The 13,968-nt window shown below is 69.2% G+C and carries 15 protein-coding genes; 9 read left to right on the forward strand and 6 right to left on the reverse strand.

The window, feature by feature from the left end:
- Positions 1-11 precede the first annotated feature (11 nt).
- Complete coding sequence (locus LWF15_RS01055; RefSeq protein WP_232808406.1) at positions 12-413, reverse strand: RidA family protein; 402 nt, start codon at positions 411-413, stop codon at positions 12-14.
- A gap of 85 nt (positions 414-498) precedes the next feature.
- Between LWF15_RS01055 and LWF15_RS01060 the strand changes: the two genes are divergently transcribed.
- Complete coding sequence (locus LWF15_RS01060; protein ID WP_232808407.1) at positions 499-1,395, forward strand: LysR family transcriptional regulator; 897 nt, start codon at positions 499-501, stop codon at positions 1,393-1,395.
- A 1-nt stretch (position 1,396) separates the two neighbouring features.
- Here LWF15_RS01060 and LWF15_RS01065 read toward each other — a convergent pair whose 3' ends face one another.
- The 3 genes from LWF15_RS01065 to LWF15_RS01075 form a co-directional block, all read right to left on the reverse strand.
- Positions 1,397-2,065: a hypothetical protein gene (locus LWF15_RS01065; RefSeq protein ID WP_232808408.1), complete on the reverse strand. Its 669-nt coding sequence runs from the start codon at positions 2,063-2,065 to the stop codon at positions 1,397-1,399.
- Positions 2,065-2,646, reverse strand: coding sequence for a DUF6585 family protein (locus LWF15_RS01070; protein WP_232808409.1), 582 nt, complete (start codon positions 2,644-2,646; stop codon positions 2,065-2,067). Before LWF15_RS01070 ends, LWF15_RS01065 begins: the two co-directional genes overlap by 1 nt.
- Positions 2,647-2,791: 145 nt before the next feature.
- A complete protein-coding gene (locus tag LWF15_RS01075) occupies positions 2,792-3,841 on the reverse strand; it encodes a helix-turn-helix domain-containing protein (protein ID WP_232808410.1) in 1,050 nt (349 codons plus the stop codon).
- Between the two features lie 128 nt (positions 3,842-3,969).
- On the opposite strand from LWF15_RS01075, the gene LWF15_RS01080 reads away from it, so the two are divergent.
- On the forward strand, positions 3,970-5,757 hold the full coding sequence (locus LWF15_RS01080) for an atrophin-1 family protein (protein WP_232808411.1): 1,788 nt from the start codon (positions 3,970-3,972) through the stop codon (positions 5,755-5,757).
- 45 nt (positions 5,758-5,802) lie between these two features.
- On the forward strand, positions 5,803-6,249 hold the full coding sequence (locus LWF15_RS01085; RefSeq protein ID WP_232808412.1) for an acetyltransferase: 447 nt from the start codon (positions 5,803-5,805) through the stop codon (positions 6,247-6,249).
- Between the two features lie 37 nt (positions 6,250-6,286).
- Here LWF15_RS01085 and LWF15_RS01090 read toward each other — a convergent pair whose 3' ends face one another.
- Positions 6,287-6,847 carry a hypothetical protein gene (locus LWF15_RS01090; RefSeq protein WP_232808413.1) on the reverse strand — a complete coding sequence of 187 codons (561 nt, stop codon included), beginning with the start codon at positions 6,845-6,847 and terminating at the stop codon, positions 6,287-6,289.
- A 430-nt stretch (positions 6,848-7,277) separates the two neighbouring features.
- On the opposite strand from LWF15_RS01090, the gene LWF15_RS01095 reads away from it, so the two are divergent.
- From LWF15_RS01095 to LWF15_RS01105, 3 genes are all read left to right on the forward strand, one after another.
- Positions 7,278-7,697 carry an Hsp20/alpha crystallin family protein gene (locus LWF15_RS01095; protein WP_232808414.1) on the forward strand — a complete coding sequence of 140 codons (420 nt, stop codon included), beginning with the start codon at positions 7,278-7,280 and terminating at the stop codon, positions 7,695-7,697.
- A gap of 7 nt (positions 7,698-7,704) precedes the next feature.
- Positions 7,705-7,992 carry a hypothetical protein gene (locus LWF15_RS01100; protein WP_232808415.1) on the forward strand — a complete coding sequence of 96 codons (288 nt, stop codon included), beginning with the start codon at positions 7,705-7,707 and terminating at the stop codon, positions 7,990-7,992.
- A 385-nt stretch (positions 7,993-8,377) separates the two neighbouring features.
- Entirely contained in the window at positions 8,378-8,893 is a 516-nt protein-coding gene (locus LWF15_RS01105) for a hypothetical protein (protein WP_232808416.1), read from the forward strand.
- Positions 8,894-8,911: 18 nt separating this feature from the next.
- On the opposite strand, the gene LWF15_RS01110 is transcribed toward LWF15_RS01105, so the two are convergent.
- Positions 8,912-10,027: an ROK family protein gene (locus tag LWF15_RS01110; protein WP_232808847.1), complete on the reverse strand. Its 1,116-nt coding sequence runs from the start codon at positions 10,025-10,027 to the stop codon at positions 8,912-8,914.
- A gap of 191 nt (positions 10,028-10,218) precedes the next feature.
- On the opposite strand from LWF15_RS01110, the gene edd reads away from it, so the two are divergent.
- The 3 genes from edd (at position 10,219) to LWF15_RS01130 (ending at position 13,946) form a co-directional block, all read left to right on the forward strand.
- Positions 10,219-12,135: a phosphogluconate dehydratase gene (gene edd / locus LWF15_RS01115; protein ID WP_269809405.1), complete on the forward strand. Its 1,917-nt coding sequence runs from the start codon at positions 10,219-10,221 to the stop codon at positions 12,133-12,135.
- Entirely contained in the window at positions 12,132-12,788 is a 657-nt protein-coding gene (gene eda, locus LWF15_RS01125; RefSeq protein WP_269809406.1) for a bifunctional 4-hydroxy-2-oxoglutarate aldolase/2-dehydro-3-deoxy-phosphogluconate aldolase, read from the forward strand. The genes edd and eda overlap by 4 nt, the downstream gene beginning before the upstream one ends.
- Positions 12,789-12,929: 141 nt before the next feature.
- Entirely contained in the window at positions 12,930-13,946 is a 1,017-nt protein-coding gene (locus tag LWF15_RS01130; RefSeq protein WP_232808417.1) for an LLM class flavin-dependent oxidoreductase, read from the forward strand.
- Positions 13,947-13,968 lie beyond the last annotated feature (22 nt).

Below are 13,968 nucleotides of genomic sequence, written 5' to 3' on the forward strand. Positions count from 1 at the left end.
GGCGGGCGTTCTCAGACCGCGGCCAGCACCTCGACCTCGAGTTCCACACCGGGCAGGAACAGTCCGCTGACCTCCACGGTGGTGCTGGCCGGGCGCAGCGGTCCGGGGAAGAACTGGTTGCGGGCCTGGCCGTACTCCGGCAGCCGGCTGAGATCCCGCATGAAGGTTCGTAGGTGGGCTACGTCGGCCAGAGTGGCGCCGTGGGCGGTGAGCAGGTCCCGCACCATCTCGAAGATGGCCGTGGTCTGGGCGCCCACATTGCCCGGGCTCAGCACCTGCCCGGTCTCGTCCACAGCAACCTGCCCGGAGAGCACGAGCAGGGCACCGGAGCCGGTGGGGATGCGGGCGACATGGGCGAAGCGGTCGCCGAAAGGTGCTGGTACGGAGGCGGGGTTGTCCAGGGAGACGCTCATACCGACGAACGTAGGCGGCCTAATGGCATGCCACAATCAATGATCAGGCATGCTTCCCATGCGGGCTCCGCATATGGTTGCCGACGTGGACACGCAGTTGTTGAAGACGTTCCGCGCGGTGGCCGAGACCGGTTCCATCTCCCGGGCCGCCGCTCGGCTGGGATACACCCAGTCCGCGGTATCGCGTCAGATCGGCGTACTGGAGACGACTCTGGGGCGCGCTCTGCTGGATCGGCTCCCCCGCGGAGTTGCGCTGACCGAGGCCGGCCAGGCTCTGCTGCCGCACGCCCAGGCCGTGCTGGAGCGGCTGGACGCAGCCGGCCTCGAGCTGGAAGACCTGGACCAGCTTCGGCGGGGTCGCCTGCGGGTCGGGGCCTTCGCCACCGCCATCTCGACCCTGGTGCCGCAGGCCCTGGCTCGATTCCGTTCTCAGCACCCGCAGGTCACAACGACTCTGACTGAAGGCCGCACCCCGGAGCTGCTCCGGCGCCTGGACGCGGGCGAGGCCGATGTGGTGGTGGTCAGCACCGCCGAGGGCCACAACCTGCACGAACCCCGGTACCAGCTGCATCACCTGCTCGACGAGCCGATGATGCTGGCCGTGCCCCGCAACCACCGGCTGGCCCGGCGCCGCACCGTACGGCTGGCCGAGTTCACCGGCGAGGTCTTCGTGGTCGGCTCCCGCACCGACGACCAGAGTTTCCTGCAGGCCCGGCTCCCGGCGGACTCGCCACCGCGGGCCGACATCGTGGTGACCGGCTGGAATGCCAAATGGGGTTGCGTGGCAGCGGGTCTCGGGGTGGCACTGGTGCCCTCGCTGGCAGTGCGGGGCACACCGGGCGACATCGCACTGTTGCGGCTGCATCGTCAGGACGAGGCCGTTCGCCAGGTGTTCGCGGCCGTGCGGGCGGGGCGGACGATCGCCCCGCCCGTCGCGGCCTTCCTGCCCGAGCTCGGTCAGGTGGCGGCCGGGCTCCGTTGATTCAGACCTGAAGGGCCCTCAGCTGCCGACGAGTGCGCAGCCGGCCCAGGACCATCCCCATCGACAGCCCGAGAACAACCACCAGCGCTCCGCCGCCCGCGGTCCGCAGGGGGATCCCGGCGTACCGCATCACCCCGTACTCCGGGTCCAGGTCGTCCAGCTGATCGCTGCTGGCCTTGTCGCCGATGGCGTAGGCGACGATGCTGAACTTCTGATCCCCGAACCCGGACAGCTGCTGGTAAGGAAGCTTGACCTCGCCCTCGATCTGGCGGCCGGCCAGAGTCCACGAGGCCGGGCAGGTCTCGGTGGCCTGCCCGCCGCCACCTCGGCGGCGGATGACGATGCGTTCCGGCTGTTCCTCCGGCGGGCACGCTCCTGCCACGGTGACCTTGTCCCCGTAGTGGTACCGGTAGGAGTCGGCGGTGACGGTCCGCATGGCCAGGGCGCCCAGGCTGGCCACCACCAGGGCCAGACCCACCACGCAGACCACGGCCGGGATCGCGTCGTTCAGGTCTTCGCCGAAGATGGCGAGGGTGAACCCGACCACGGCGATCCCGATCAGGATCGGGCCGTAGAAGCTGAACTCGTAGGGGAAGAACAGCAGGACCACCCCGGCGATGCCGAGCAGCACGCTGACGATGGCGAGGAGGCCGAGCAGGGTGGTGCGCATCAGACGACCGGCCTTCCGGCGGCGCGAGCGGCTTCGGCGAGGCTCTCGTTGAACGGGTCATGGCCGTCGGTGAGCTCGACCGGCACGTTGATCGGCTGTCCGCTGCCGGGCACCACCTGGTACCGGTAGATCTGCCCGGCGTTCTCGCCGGCCTCGATCCGTTGCACCGTCACCTGCGCGATGTCCTCCCAGGTGTAGGCCCGCACCCTGCTGTTGTGCCGGTACACGAAGCCGCCGTCCCACAGGTAGAACGACCGCTCACCGCGCAGCAGGGCGACCAGTGCGGCGATCAGGAACCCGATGCCGAACACCAGCAGGCAGAGCGCGCCGAGCGCCAGCAGCTTGCCCAGGCTCCGGGGGAGGAAGTCGTCCGTAGACGTCGCGATCCAGGACAGGAGCAGGAAGAGCAGGCCCGCCCCCACTGCCGCGGCCAGGTAGCCGGCGGCGACCACCATGGGACGAGTGAGCTTACGGACGTCGGTCAGCGGGCCGAGGTTGTGGTCCCGGGCGGCCTGCTGGACGTCGTCGGGCACCTCGGGGGTGCCGGCGTCGGGGACGGGCGGGGTTGCGGAGTCGGACACGGGTTCTCCTGATGACAGGGCGGAGATGACCTGATCAGAAGACTGCAGCCGGGGTGTCAGGAGCAGCTTTTCCGGACCACACCAGACACTTGTGCCGTCGACGGACGGCCGGACCGGACACCTGACAGCCCAGGTGGGCGGGCGATCAGCCGGGGATCTGGGCGATCGCCACGTCGCTGATGGTCAGCTCGAAGTCCTCGGTGTTGTCCCCGACCTGGAACGTCAGCTCGCCCGCCGGATAGGTGCGGGCGGCGGTGAACGTGTAGCTGTAGGTCTTGCCGCCGGCCCCGATCTCGAGGTCGCGCTCGAACGACTCCAGGTTGGTCGGCGGGTTCTCCTGCACCCGCACCCTCATGTGCGCCGGGTGGTCGGCCTGGGCCTGGAACGTGAGCCGGTACTTGGCCCCGCCGGTCAGCGGTACACAGCTGCGCACCACGATCAGCTCCCAGGGTTCGCGTCGGCCGCCCTGCACCTGCGCATCGAAGCCGTGCTCGGCCAGGTGCCCGAACTGCAGCCACGCCTCGTTGCTGGACCACCAGAGCCGGTGCAGCGGATTCCCGGTCTGCTGCACGTCGGGCAGTGCGTCCAGCACGTTCTTCCCCTCGGCCGGTGCCGGTAGCGGGCACAGCTCCGCTCCCGTGACGGCTGCGGTGGTGGAGGTGCTCGGGGCCGGGGACGCGACCTTCGGTTCGTCCTCGTCGTCGGACAGCTGCGTCGTGACCACGGCCGTGATCACCGACAGCACCATGACCATCACCCCCGCCCCGGCCAGGAGCGCCCAGAGGTTGCGCGGCCGCACGTACTCGTACTGCGGTGCCCCCGCGCCGGCGTCGCCCCCAGGCGACCCACCGCTCTCGCCGCCGCTGCCCTCGGAGGCTGTACCCCGTCCTTTGTTCTGCCCTTCGGACCCCACCGCGGCCCGTTGCTGACGGCGCTGCTCCTCGTAGGAGCGCTCCAGCTCAGCGTGCCGCTTCCGCCACTGCGCCACCTCTTCGTCGGTACCCCCGCAGGCCCGGACGAACGGCTCCACGAAGCCGGAGAAATCCGGGGGACGCCGGATCTCGCCTTTGAGGATCGAGTAGAAGTGCCCCCGGCTGACCGACAACTGCGCCGCCAGGGCGGCCGCGCTGCGCGAGGACCGGCGCCGCAGTTCCCCCAGGTCGGCGCAGAAGGCAGGGACCGAATCCCCTGACATTGGACACTCTCCCCTTTTCTGGACTTCGCACATGCTAGGCATTGAAGGGACGATTGCCCGACCCGCACCGGTCCCGTCCATCCGTTCAGGCCCTGCCCGCTTCTGCCGATTGGCTCGCCATGGCCCCCGTGCATCAGCTGACGCAGGACAGCGCCGTCCGGGAGCTGGCGGCGCAGCTGAACTCCGGTCAGCGCACCCGCCCGGCCGTGGTGGTCACCGTGCCCACCGGCCGCGCCGAGCCCTGGATCAAGCCCGACCGGATCGCCGACGAACTGGCCGACCTGGCCGACGTGTACCTGCTGGCCAACGCCGCCACCGGCTGGGCCTTCACCTCCCAGATGCCCGACGGCACCAGCGTCTACGGGGGCGCGGGACGGGTGTACCCGCCCGACATCGCCTGGGTGCACAACCCCTTCCTGTCGCGACTGCACCTGGCCTACTCCGACGAGGAGGCCGAGCACGCCACCACCGCACTGATCGAGAGCGCTCTGGACGCGGCCGCCGCCTGCGGCCTGATCGGTGCTCCTCCACCCACCGGACACGCCAAGGAGGTCACCGGCGAGGTGGTGGGCTTCCCGACCGCCTCCCAGGTGATGGTCAACGCGAGCGACGGGTGGATCGCGATGATCCGGGTGTCCACGCTCGTGCCCGGGGTGGACTCGAACCAGCTCTTCTCGGTCGGCATGCAGGTGAAGGGCGTGCTCGACACCGAGAGCCGGGTACTGGACGTCCGTGGCCGGCTGCCCGACCCGAGGGCCCAGCTGGAGCAGCTGAGCGAGGGCCAGTACATCTGGGCCCGGGTCGAACGGGTCGAGGCCGACCGGGCCGTTCTGCTGCCCTGTCCGGGGGCACCGGTGACGGTGTCGGTGAAGGACGTGATCGCCGACGCCGTCGGTGACCTGCGCGACCTTCTCACCGAGAACGAGACGGTGGCCGTGCGCGTCGGGCCCGGCCGAGACGGCGTGACGCTGAAACTGGTGGCCTTCGAGTCGCTCAGCGAGCAGGCTCAGCAACGTATTTCGGCGCTGCCGTTCCTTCCGGGCGGGCCGCCCTGGCTCACCCCTCCGGGTCCTGCCGCACCACCACGCGAAACGCCGGCGGTGCGCTCCGACCCTGTTCCCAGCGCACCACCACCGGCCCGCATCCCCACCCCGGCCGAGCTTTACGGCATTCCACGCCCTCCCGAAACCCCGCCCGAGACCAGGGCTCCCACCCCGGCCCGCCGCGTCCCAACTCCCGCCGACCTGTTTCCCGGCGTTTTCCGCAGAGACAGCACCGACGAACTGCAGCAGCTGAGAACCCAGCTCGACGCCGCCCGCTCCTCGCTCAGCACGCTGAACCAGAGCCTGACCGACCTCACCGCGCGCCTGACCGATGCCCAGCACCAGATCCGGGTGCAGGAATCGGATGCGTCGCAGCAGCGAATGACGTTGAAGGAGAAGGACAAAGATCTCACCCGGCTACGACGCGAGCTCCGGGACGCCAAGCGCTCCCAGCGCTCCGGCGACTTCCTCTTCCTCGACCCCGAGGCCCAGTTCCGCCACGATCTGTACGAGCACTGGGTGCACCGGGTCCACGCCTCGGAGAAGGCCGAAAGACCGCTTCTGGACTACAGCCTGGGCCCCGAGTTCCTACCGTCGCTGGACGCTCTGGAAGGGGTTTCGCGCAGCAAGGTGCTAGACGTCCTGGTCGAGGTACTCACCGGCCGGGCCGAGACCATGACCTCCCGAGACCTGCACCGGCTACGCCGAGGGCTGGGCGGGAACGATGCACCGGTGCAGCGCGAGGACGGGGCGGTCTGCTGGCGGGTCTCGCTGCAGAACAACAGCCCTTCGGCCCGGCGGTTGCACTACTGGCGCTCGCCGGAGGGGATCGAGTTGTCGCGGGTCGTGGTGCACGACGACTACGAACCCTGAGATCGGCCACGTAATCCTCGACGTGCAGCCGCATACGATCTGCCCATGATCTCGATCCGTCCTGCCGAGACCGCAGACCACAGCACCCTGCTGGCCATCTGGCGCCGGGCCGTCGAAGCCACCCATCATTTCCTTACCCCCGCGGACATCGACGCATTAGCGCTTGATGTGGAGACGTACCTACCGCAGTTCCCTGACCTCCGTGTCGCTGCAGATACGGAAACGTCTTTCGTCGTCGGCTTCGTCGCTGTCGACGGCGACTTCATCGATGCGCTGTTCGTGGACACGTCCGCTCAGGGACGAGGCGTAGGAACGAAGCTGCTGGCGTCGGCCACGACCGGTCGTGATCTCGTGCGGGTAGACGTCAACGAGCAGAATCCCTCGGCTCTCGCCTTCTACGCTGCCCGGGGTTTCTCGGTGGTTGCCCGGTCGGAGACCGACGGCCAAGGGCGCCCCTTCCCTCTTCTCCACCTGCAGCGCAGGTTCGAGTAAGTGGTGCCCGCTCCGGCGGAAGCGAAGCCGGACCTGGTCAGGCCATGTGCATACGGCGGTCGTTCGCGACGACGATCTGCTGGTGCGGGACCCTGCGCTCGATGCTGGTCGCCGTAGCCGCACTGTGCTGCTGGGTGACCCGTTCGATGGCCTCAGCCTTCAGACGCGCAACCCGGGGCAGCGCGAACTCCTTGTCGTAGGAGAGCGGGAGGGCGGCTGCCTCGCTGGCCGCGATCGCATGGCTGATCGCCCGCCACTGCAGCTCCGTCATGGGTTCGTCCAGTTCGCCGCGGTTACGGGCCGCGGTGAACCATTCCAGCGCCTCGGAGTAGGTCAGGAGGAAGCTGCGGCGCCAGAGCTGGTCGTGGACCGTGGCGCGCACCGGGAGGTAGCCGGTGCCCCACTGCCTGGCCAGGAGGAACAGGCCCAGGTTGGCGGCCTCCAGGTGCGCGGGCGGGGCCAGCCGGCCTGCGGCCCGGAGACTGACCTGGTCGGCGGTCACGTGCATCCGGACCAGGGCCTGGTTGATGTGGCTGGGCGGTGTGGCCTCACGAATCGCGAAGAACCGGTGCTGGATCGACTCTTCGTAGGCATTCACGTACCGCTTGATACGCCGGGTGCCGAAATGTGTACCGAGAGCGCCGGACAATGTCCTCCCCAATCCCCGGAGCGCACTCATGCATCTCCGGCCCCAAAGGGAGTTATAGCGCGCCTGCGCACCTATCGGGCCGATCCGATCTCAATCGTTACGCCACCCGGGGGTCACGCACCACAGATGGTGCCCGGCACACTCTACTGAGTGAAGGCGCAGCGGCCGGTGGCTCCGTCCAGGCCCCAAGCACGCCCGAAGCCCGGGAGACGCTGCGGCAGTGCATCTCTGGACCCGTTCGGGGGACCGAAAAGCTTGCACGCGGACCCCGGTCTTGCTATATCAATAGTGCCGCCCGCGAGGCACCGGCCCCGCTGAGCGGCCCGGGATGACCGTGCAGACACAGTGTCAGGGTTTCTGTAGACGGAGGTGGTTCGCCATGCTTGTCCGCACCGATCCTTTCCGTGAGCTGGATCGTCTCACCGAGCAGTTCTTCGGCACGACCGCACGACCTGCGGTCATGCCGATGGACGCCTGGCGTGAGGGGGACAACTTCTACCTGGAGTTCGATCTGCCGGGGATCGACCCCGCATCGATCGACCTGGACCTCGAGCGCAACGCACTGACCGTGCGGGCCGAGCGTCCGATGACGGAGGTCCAGGGCCAGCACCTGGTCTCCGAGCGTCCTCGGGGCGTGTTCAGTCGCCAGGTGATCCTGGGCGACAACCTCGACACCGAGCAGATGACAGCACATTACGAGGCCGGCGTGCTGCGGCTGCAGGTGCCGGTCGCCGAGAAGGCCAAGCCACGCAAGATCGCCATCAACACGGCGTCCGACCGCCAGGCCATCAGCGCCTGAACCGGCCTTGGACTCCTCGGCCGAGGGCCGGGCCGGCGGCCCACCTTCGGGCACCGCGACCGTCGGCGACGCGTTCGTGCACCTGGTCTACGAAGACGAGGAACTGCTGCGCGCCGAGTTCGACGAGATCGTGGCTGCTCTGAAAGTTGTTCCGCCGCAGTTCAACTCTCCGTGTCCGACCACATTGTTCTGTGGTGCAGGCCGCTGTTTCGATCACCGGGAGGCCGCTCTTCCAATCCACGCCGATGACCCCGAGCGAAGAACGCCACTCCCCAAGGAGCGCTCTCCCCCGTGATTTTCGAAGCGGTCAGCAGGTTTTCTGATGAAGGGTGGTGATGTGCTGAGATCGATCGCAAGGTCGTCAACGCGCCGCATGCTTCACCTCGGCTGCGGCGGATCGGAAATGTGAGTTGCTGGCGAGCGGGTGCGGCGAATTCGGCCGCACCCGCTCTTCGTGTCCCAGGCCGGGCCTTCCGTTGCTTTATGCAACCACCGCCTCGGCGCGCTGTTCGAATGCCCGCTCAGTCGGAAGACTTACGACAGCCGTCCGCGCGATCGACCCAGTCGTCGGTCACGCATTGCAATCTCGAGTTGCCGCCACCAGCGATGCCTATTTAGGTATCAAACGGGCACCTGACTGCCCGCGATCCGGCGGACAACTCTTGCGGAGGAATGACGTGATGTTTCGGGTGCGGTCCAAGCGCTCCGTCCTGCAGGCGGCGGTAGCGATCCCGATGGCGGCGCTGCTGCTGACCGGTTGCGGTGACGAGGCGGAAGCGGAGCCGGAGGCAGCCCCGGCCACCAGTCAGGCCACCGAGACCAGTTCGGCCGCCACCGACGAGACCCAGCCCTCACCGTCGTCCTCAGCGACCCTCAAGAGCAACGAAGAGCTGGCCAGCGACATGCAGGAGCAGCTGAAACTGGCTGCCGAACAAGGCGGTTCCGCCCAGCTCGGCGCCGTGACCTGTGAGGCCGTGCGCGGGTTCATGATGACGGCCGACGAGGTGGCCGACAAGGAGGCGGTGAGCCAGGCGGCCGGCGACCTGCTGACCCCGATCCTGGAGGGTGCGAGCTCGGCCGACGAGAGCGTGAAGGCCTCCGACCTGGACAGCACCACCAAGAAGGAGTGCTCCGACCAGCGTCAGGAACTTCTGAAGGCCACCGACGCCAAGAGCCTGGAGTCCCTCACCAAGTGAGCCGCCGCCTGGGCATCGTCAGACCGCAGCAGAAGCCAGCGGCCCGACGATGCCCAGGCTGAGCCGCTCATCGACGGCCCGCGGGCTCAGCACCCGCCGCAGGGCCAGCACCGCCGTTCCCCGAGCCCCGGAATCAGCACCGTGGCTGGCGACCAGAACATCGAGGTCACGAGCGGCCACAGTGGTGGCGTCCCGGTAAAGGGTCTCCCGCAGCCCAGCCACCAGCAGGTCGTAGGCGGGCGCCATGTCCCCGCCGACCACGATCACCGCCGGGTCCAGCAAGGTGACCGCAGCCGCCAGAACCTCGCCGATGGCCTGCCCGCTGCCTCGAATAGCCCGGCGGGCCGCAACATCGCCTTCCAGGGCCAGCGCAACGACGTCGCGCACGTGTGAGACCGAACGCCCTTGGGCAGCCAGGTCCCGCACGAGCGCCCATCCGCCCGCCACCGCCTCGAGGCAACCGGTCTCCCCGCACCGGCACGGCACGTCCGAGGCACCGCGGTACTTCACGTGCCCGATGTCGCCGGCCGCGCCGCGGGCCCCGTGCTGCAGCACCCCACCGGCCACGATCCCCGCGCCCAGCCCGGTCGACGCCTTGACGATCAGGGCGTCCCGGTAGCGCGTGAGGTGATCGTCCAGCTCGGCCAGAGCGATCACGTTGGTGTCGTTCTCGATCACCACCGGCGCCGACGACAGCGCGGCGAAGTACGGCGCGATCGGCACCCCGTTCCAGCCGCGCATGATCGCCGAGTTCAGGCTCGTTCCGGCCACCGGGTCCACGGTGCCGGGGATGCTGACCCCGATCCCCAGGACATCCGCAGCGTCACGCCCGGTGCCTACGAGTAGCTGACGCAGGCGTTCAACTGCGAGCGGCATCACATCGTCAGGACCCAGTCCAACTTCCTGTTCATGTTCGTCAGCGCCCAGAACCCGCCCGGCGAGGTCACACACCGTGAACTGAGCGCGGCTGCGTCCGATGGCGGCAGCCAGGACGAGCCCGGCCCCGGCTTCGAACTCAAGACGTTTGGGAGGACGTCCGACGCCGACTCCCGGCGCTTCCGTCTCACTCACGAGCCGGGCCCCGACCAGCGCATCCACCCTGGCCGCGACCGCTGTACGGGACAGTCCGGTCATCCGGGCGACGTCCGCCCGGGAGTGCGCCTCTCCGTCCCGGACCAGCTGAAGTACATCACCAGCTGTGACCGGCGACACAGCGCCACTCACACGACCGCCTCCCCCACCGTCTCCACGCGTTCACTCTAATTTAGCTTTTGAAAATCAAAACCCCTGTACTCCGAAGACCAAACCGGCTTAGGCTCCCCGCCATGACCGGACCCACCGGGCCCATCCCGGCCATCCAGGAGATCACCGCCCGCATCGCGCGCCGTTCAGAGCCGACCCGCACCGCGTACCTCGAGCGGGTCTCCGAGGCCATCGCGTCCGGCACCTCGCGGGCCCGTCTCGGCTGCGCGAACCTCGCGCACGGGTTCGCCGCCAGCGACCCCGACGAGAAGCTGGTGCTGCGCGCCAACACCAAGCCGAACATCGCGATCGTCTCCGCGTACAACGACCTGCTCTCCGCCCACAAGCCGTTCGAGAACTACCCGGCGCGGATCAAGAAGGCGGTCGTGCGGGCGCACGGCATCGCGCAGTTCGCCGGTGGTGTGCCGGCCATGTGTGACGGGATCACCCAGGGCCGCGACGGCATGCAGCTGTCGCTGTTCAGCCGCGACGTGATCGCCATGTCCGCGGCGGTGGCCCTGTCCCACGAGATGTTCGACGGCGCCGTCATGCTCGGCGTCTGCGACAAGATCGTTCCTGGCCTGCTGATCGGCGCCCTGGCCTTCGGTCACCTGCCCACCGTCCTGATCCCGGCCGGTCCCATGACCAGTGGCATCCCCAACGGTGAGAAGGCGCGGATCCGCAAGCTCTTCGAACAGGGGCTGGTCGACCGCGAGACGCTGCTGGACACCGAGGCCGCCTCGTACCACGGCCCCGGCACGTGCACGTTCTACGGCACCGCCAACTCCAACCAGCTGCTGATGGAGATCATGGGCCTGCACCTGCCGGGTGCGAGCCTGCCCAACCCCGGCACGGAGCTGCGCGACGCGCTCACCGACGCGGCCGCCGCGCGCGTCACCAGCATCACGTCCCAGGGCTCCGAGTACACGCCCATCGCCCACGTGATCGACGAAAAGGCAGTCGTCAACGGGGTCGTGGGCCTGCTGGCCACGGGCGGCTCCACCAACCACACCATCCACCTGGTGGCCATCGCCCGCGCCGCCGGCATCGCTCTGACGTGGGACGACATCAGTGATTTAGGACGAGTCGTCCCCCTGTTGTCGCGCATCTACCCCAATGGTTCGGCGGACGTAAACCACTTCCATGCCGCCGGGGGCATCGGCCTGCTGATCCACGAACTGCTGAACGCAGGGCTCCTGCACGACGACGTCCAGACGGTCGCCGGTCCTGGGCTGCGGCGGTACACCGAGGAGCCGGTGGTCATCGACGGCACGCTGGAATGGCGCCCGGGCCCCACCAAGACGCTGGACCGCGACGTGCTGCGCCCAGTGAGCGATCCGTTCTCCCCCGAGGGCGGCGTGCGCATCATGCACGGCAACCTCGGCCAAGCCGTCGTCAAGGTTTCCGCCGTGGCCGCCGAGCACCAGGTCATCACCGCACCGGCCCGGGTCTTCGAGACCGACAAGGGCTTCCTGACCGCCTTCCGGTCCGGCGAACTCGACGGGGATGTCGTGGTCGTCATCCGGCAGCAGGGCCCGGCCGCCAACGGCATGCCCGAGCTGCACGGCCTGACCTCCGCTCTGGCCCTCATGCAGGACCGCGGTCAGCGGGTGGCGCTGGTGACCGACGGACGGATGTCCGGCGCCTCGGGCGCGATCCCGGCGGCCATCCACGTCACCCCGGAAGCGGCCTTCGGCGGTCCGATCGCCCGGGTCCAGGACGGCGACGTGATCACGCTCGACTGCACCACCAGCACCCTGCTCGTGGACGTGGACCAGGCCGAGTTCGCCGCCCGCCCGGCCGTCACCAACACCGCCCCGCCGGCCTTCGGCGCCGGCCGCGAACTGTTCGCCGCGTTCCGCGCCACGGTCGGCCCGGCCGACCTGGGCGCCAGCGTGTTCGGCGACGCCCTCGGCATGACCACCGCCCCCGCCGAACCCGCCGAACCCGCCACCCCCGGCATCACCACGTACGAATCCAGCGAAAGACTGCCCGCATGACCGCCGTTGAGGCCACCCCCGTCTCCACCACCACCTCGATCCTCGACATCGCCCCGGTCATCCCGGTCGTCGTCGTGGAAGACGTCACCAGCGCCGTGCCACTGGCCCAGGCCCTCCTGGCCGGGGGCATCGGCGTCATCGAGGTGACCCTGCGCTCGCCGGCCGCCATCGACGCGATCAAGGCCATCGCCGCCGAGGTCCCCGACATGCACGTCGGCGCCGGCACCGTCTGCTCCGAGCAGCAGGCCGAGGACTCCGCCGCCGCCGGGGCGAAGTTCCTGGTCAGCCCGGGCAGCACCGACCGTCTCCTCGACGGCTTCGCCCGGGTCGGTCTGCCCTTCCTGGCCGGCTGCGCCACGCCCTCGGACATGATGCGCCTGATCGAGCGCGGCCTGACCGAGGCCAAGCTCTTCCCGGCCACCGTGGTCGGCGGCACGGCCATGCTCAAGGCCGCCGCCGGCCCCCTGCCCCAGCTGCGCTTCTGCCCGACCGGCGGCATCACCCCCGAGACCGCGCCGGACTTCCTGGCCCTGCCCAACGTCGGCTGCGTCGGCGGCACCTGGCTCACCCCCAAAGAGGCGGTGCGCAACGCCGACTGGCAGGAGATCACCTCCCTGGCGGCCGCAACGCAGGAACTACGCCGGGCCGGCTAGACCACCGCGCCGTCGGTCTCCGTTTCGCCCGGAGACCGACGGCCGCCTGCTTCACCCCGCGGAACGGAACAGACCCACGCCCCACGCCGTTGGCGATCTGATAGAACCGTCAACTAAATGGCGACCAGGCTGGAGACACCGATGCGCGCACTGCGGAAGCTCGGATTCCTCACCATCGGGCTGTTCGACGCGGCCGACCCCCGGGCCGGGCACGAGTCGACGCTGCAGATCATCGAGCTCGGCGAGCAGCTCGGCTTCGACAGCGCGTGGCTGCGGCACCGTCACCTGCAGTTCGGCATCTCCTCGCCGGTCGCCGTGCTGGCGGCCGCCTCGCAGCGCACCCGCCGCATCGAACTGGGCACCGCAGTCACCCCGCTGGGCTGGGAAAACCCCCTGCGACTGGCCGAAGACTGGGCCACGGTGGACGTCTTGTCGGGCGGGCGGCTGAACCCCGGGCTGAGCGTGGGGCCGCCGATGAACTTCGACACGGTCAAGGACGCGCTGTACCCCGACACCGCCGAACAGGAAGATTTCTCGTACCAGCGGGTGAAGCGGCTGCTCGGCTTCGTCCGTGGCGAGAAGGCCTCCGACTTCAGCGGTGCCCGGGCCTTCGAGGAGTTCTCCGACCAGGTGCAGCCGCACTCCGCCGGTCTGGGCGAGCGGCTCTGGTACGGCGGCGGCAGCCTGAGCTCGGCGCGGTGGGCCGGGGAGAACGCGATGAACTTCCTGACCAGCAGCGTGGTCAAGGCCGAAGACGCCGAGCCCGACTTCGCCCAGATCCAGCTCAGCCACATCCAGGCCTTCCGGGCGGCGCATCCGCTGGGCGCGAAGGCGCGCGTTTCGCAGGGCCTCGTGGTCATACCGACCGACTCCGCCGGCCCCGAGCAGATTGCGAAGTACCAGGCGTACGTCGACCGGCGCACCCCGCGCACGGCCGAACCCCAGGGCCCGGCCCGGATGCTGTTCGCCCGCGACCTGATCGGCACCAGCGAGCAGATCGCTGAGCAGCTGCACGCCCACGCCGCCTTCGCCGAGGTCGACGAGGTGGCCTTCGCCCTGCCGTTCAGCTTCCAGCACGAGGACTACGTCCAGATCCTCACCGACATGGCCACCCGGCTGGGCCCGGCCCTGGGCTGGAGCAGTTCCGCCGCGGACTGAACCGGTCCGCACCCACCCGTTC

This window comes from Kineosporia rhizophila (assembly GCF_021277265.1).
In the GTDB taxonomy this organism is placed as follows: domain Bacteria; phylum Actinomycetota; class Actinomycetes; order Actinomycetales; family Kineosporiaceae; genus Kineosporia; species Kineosporia rhizophila.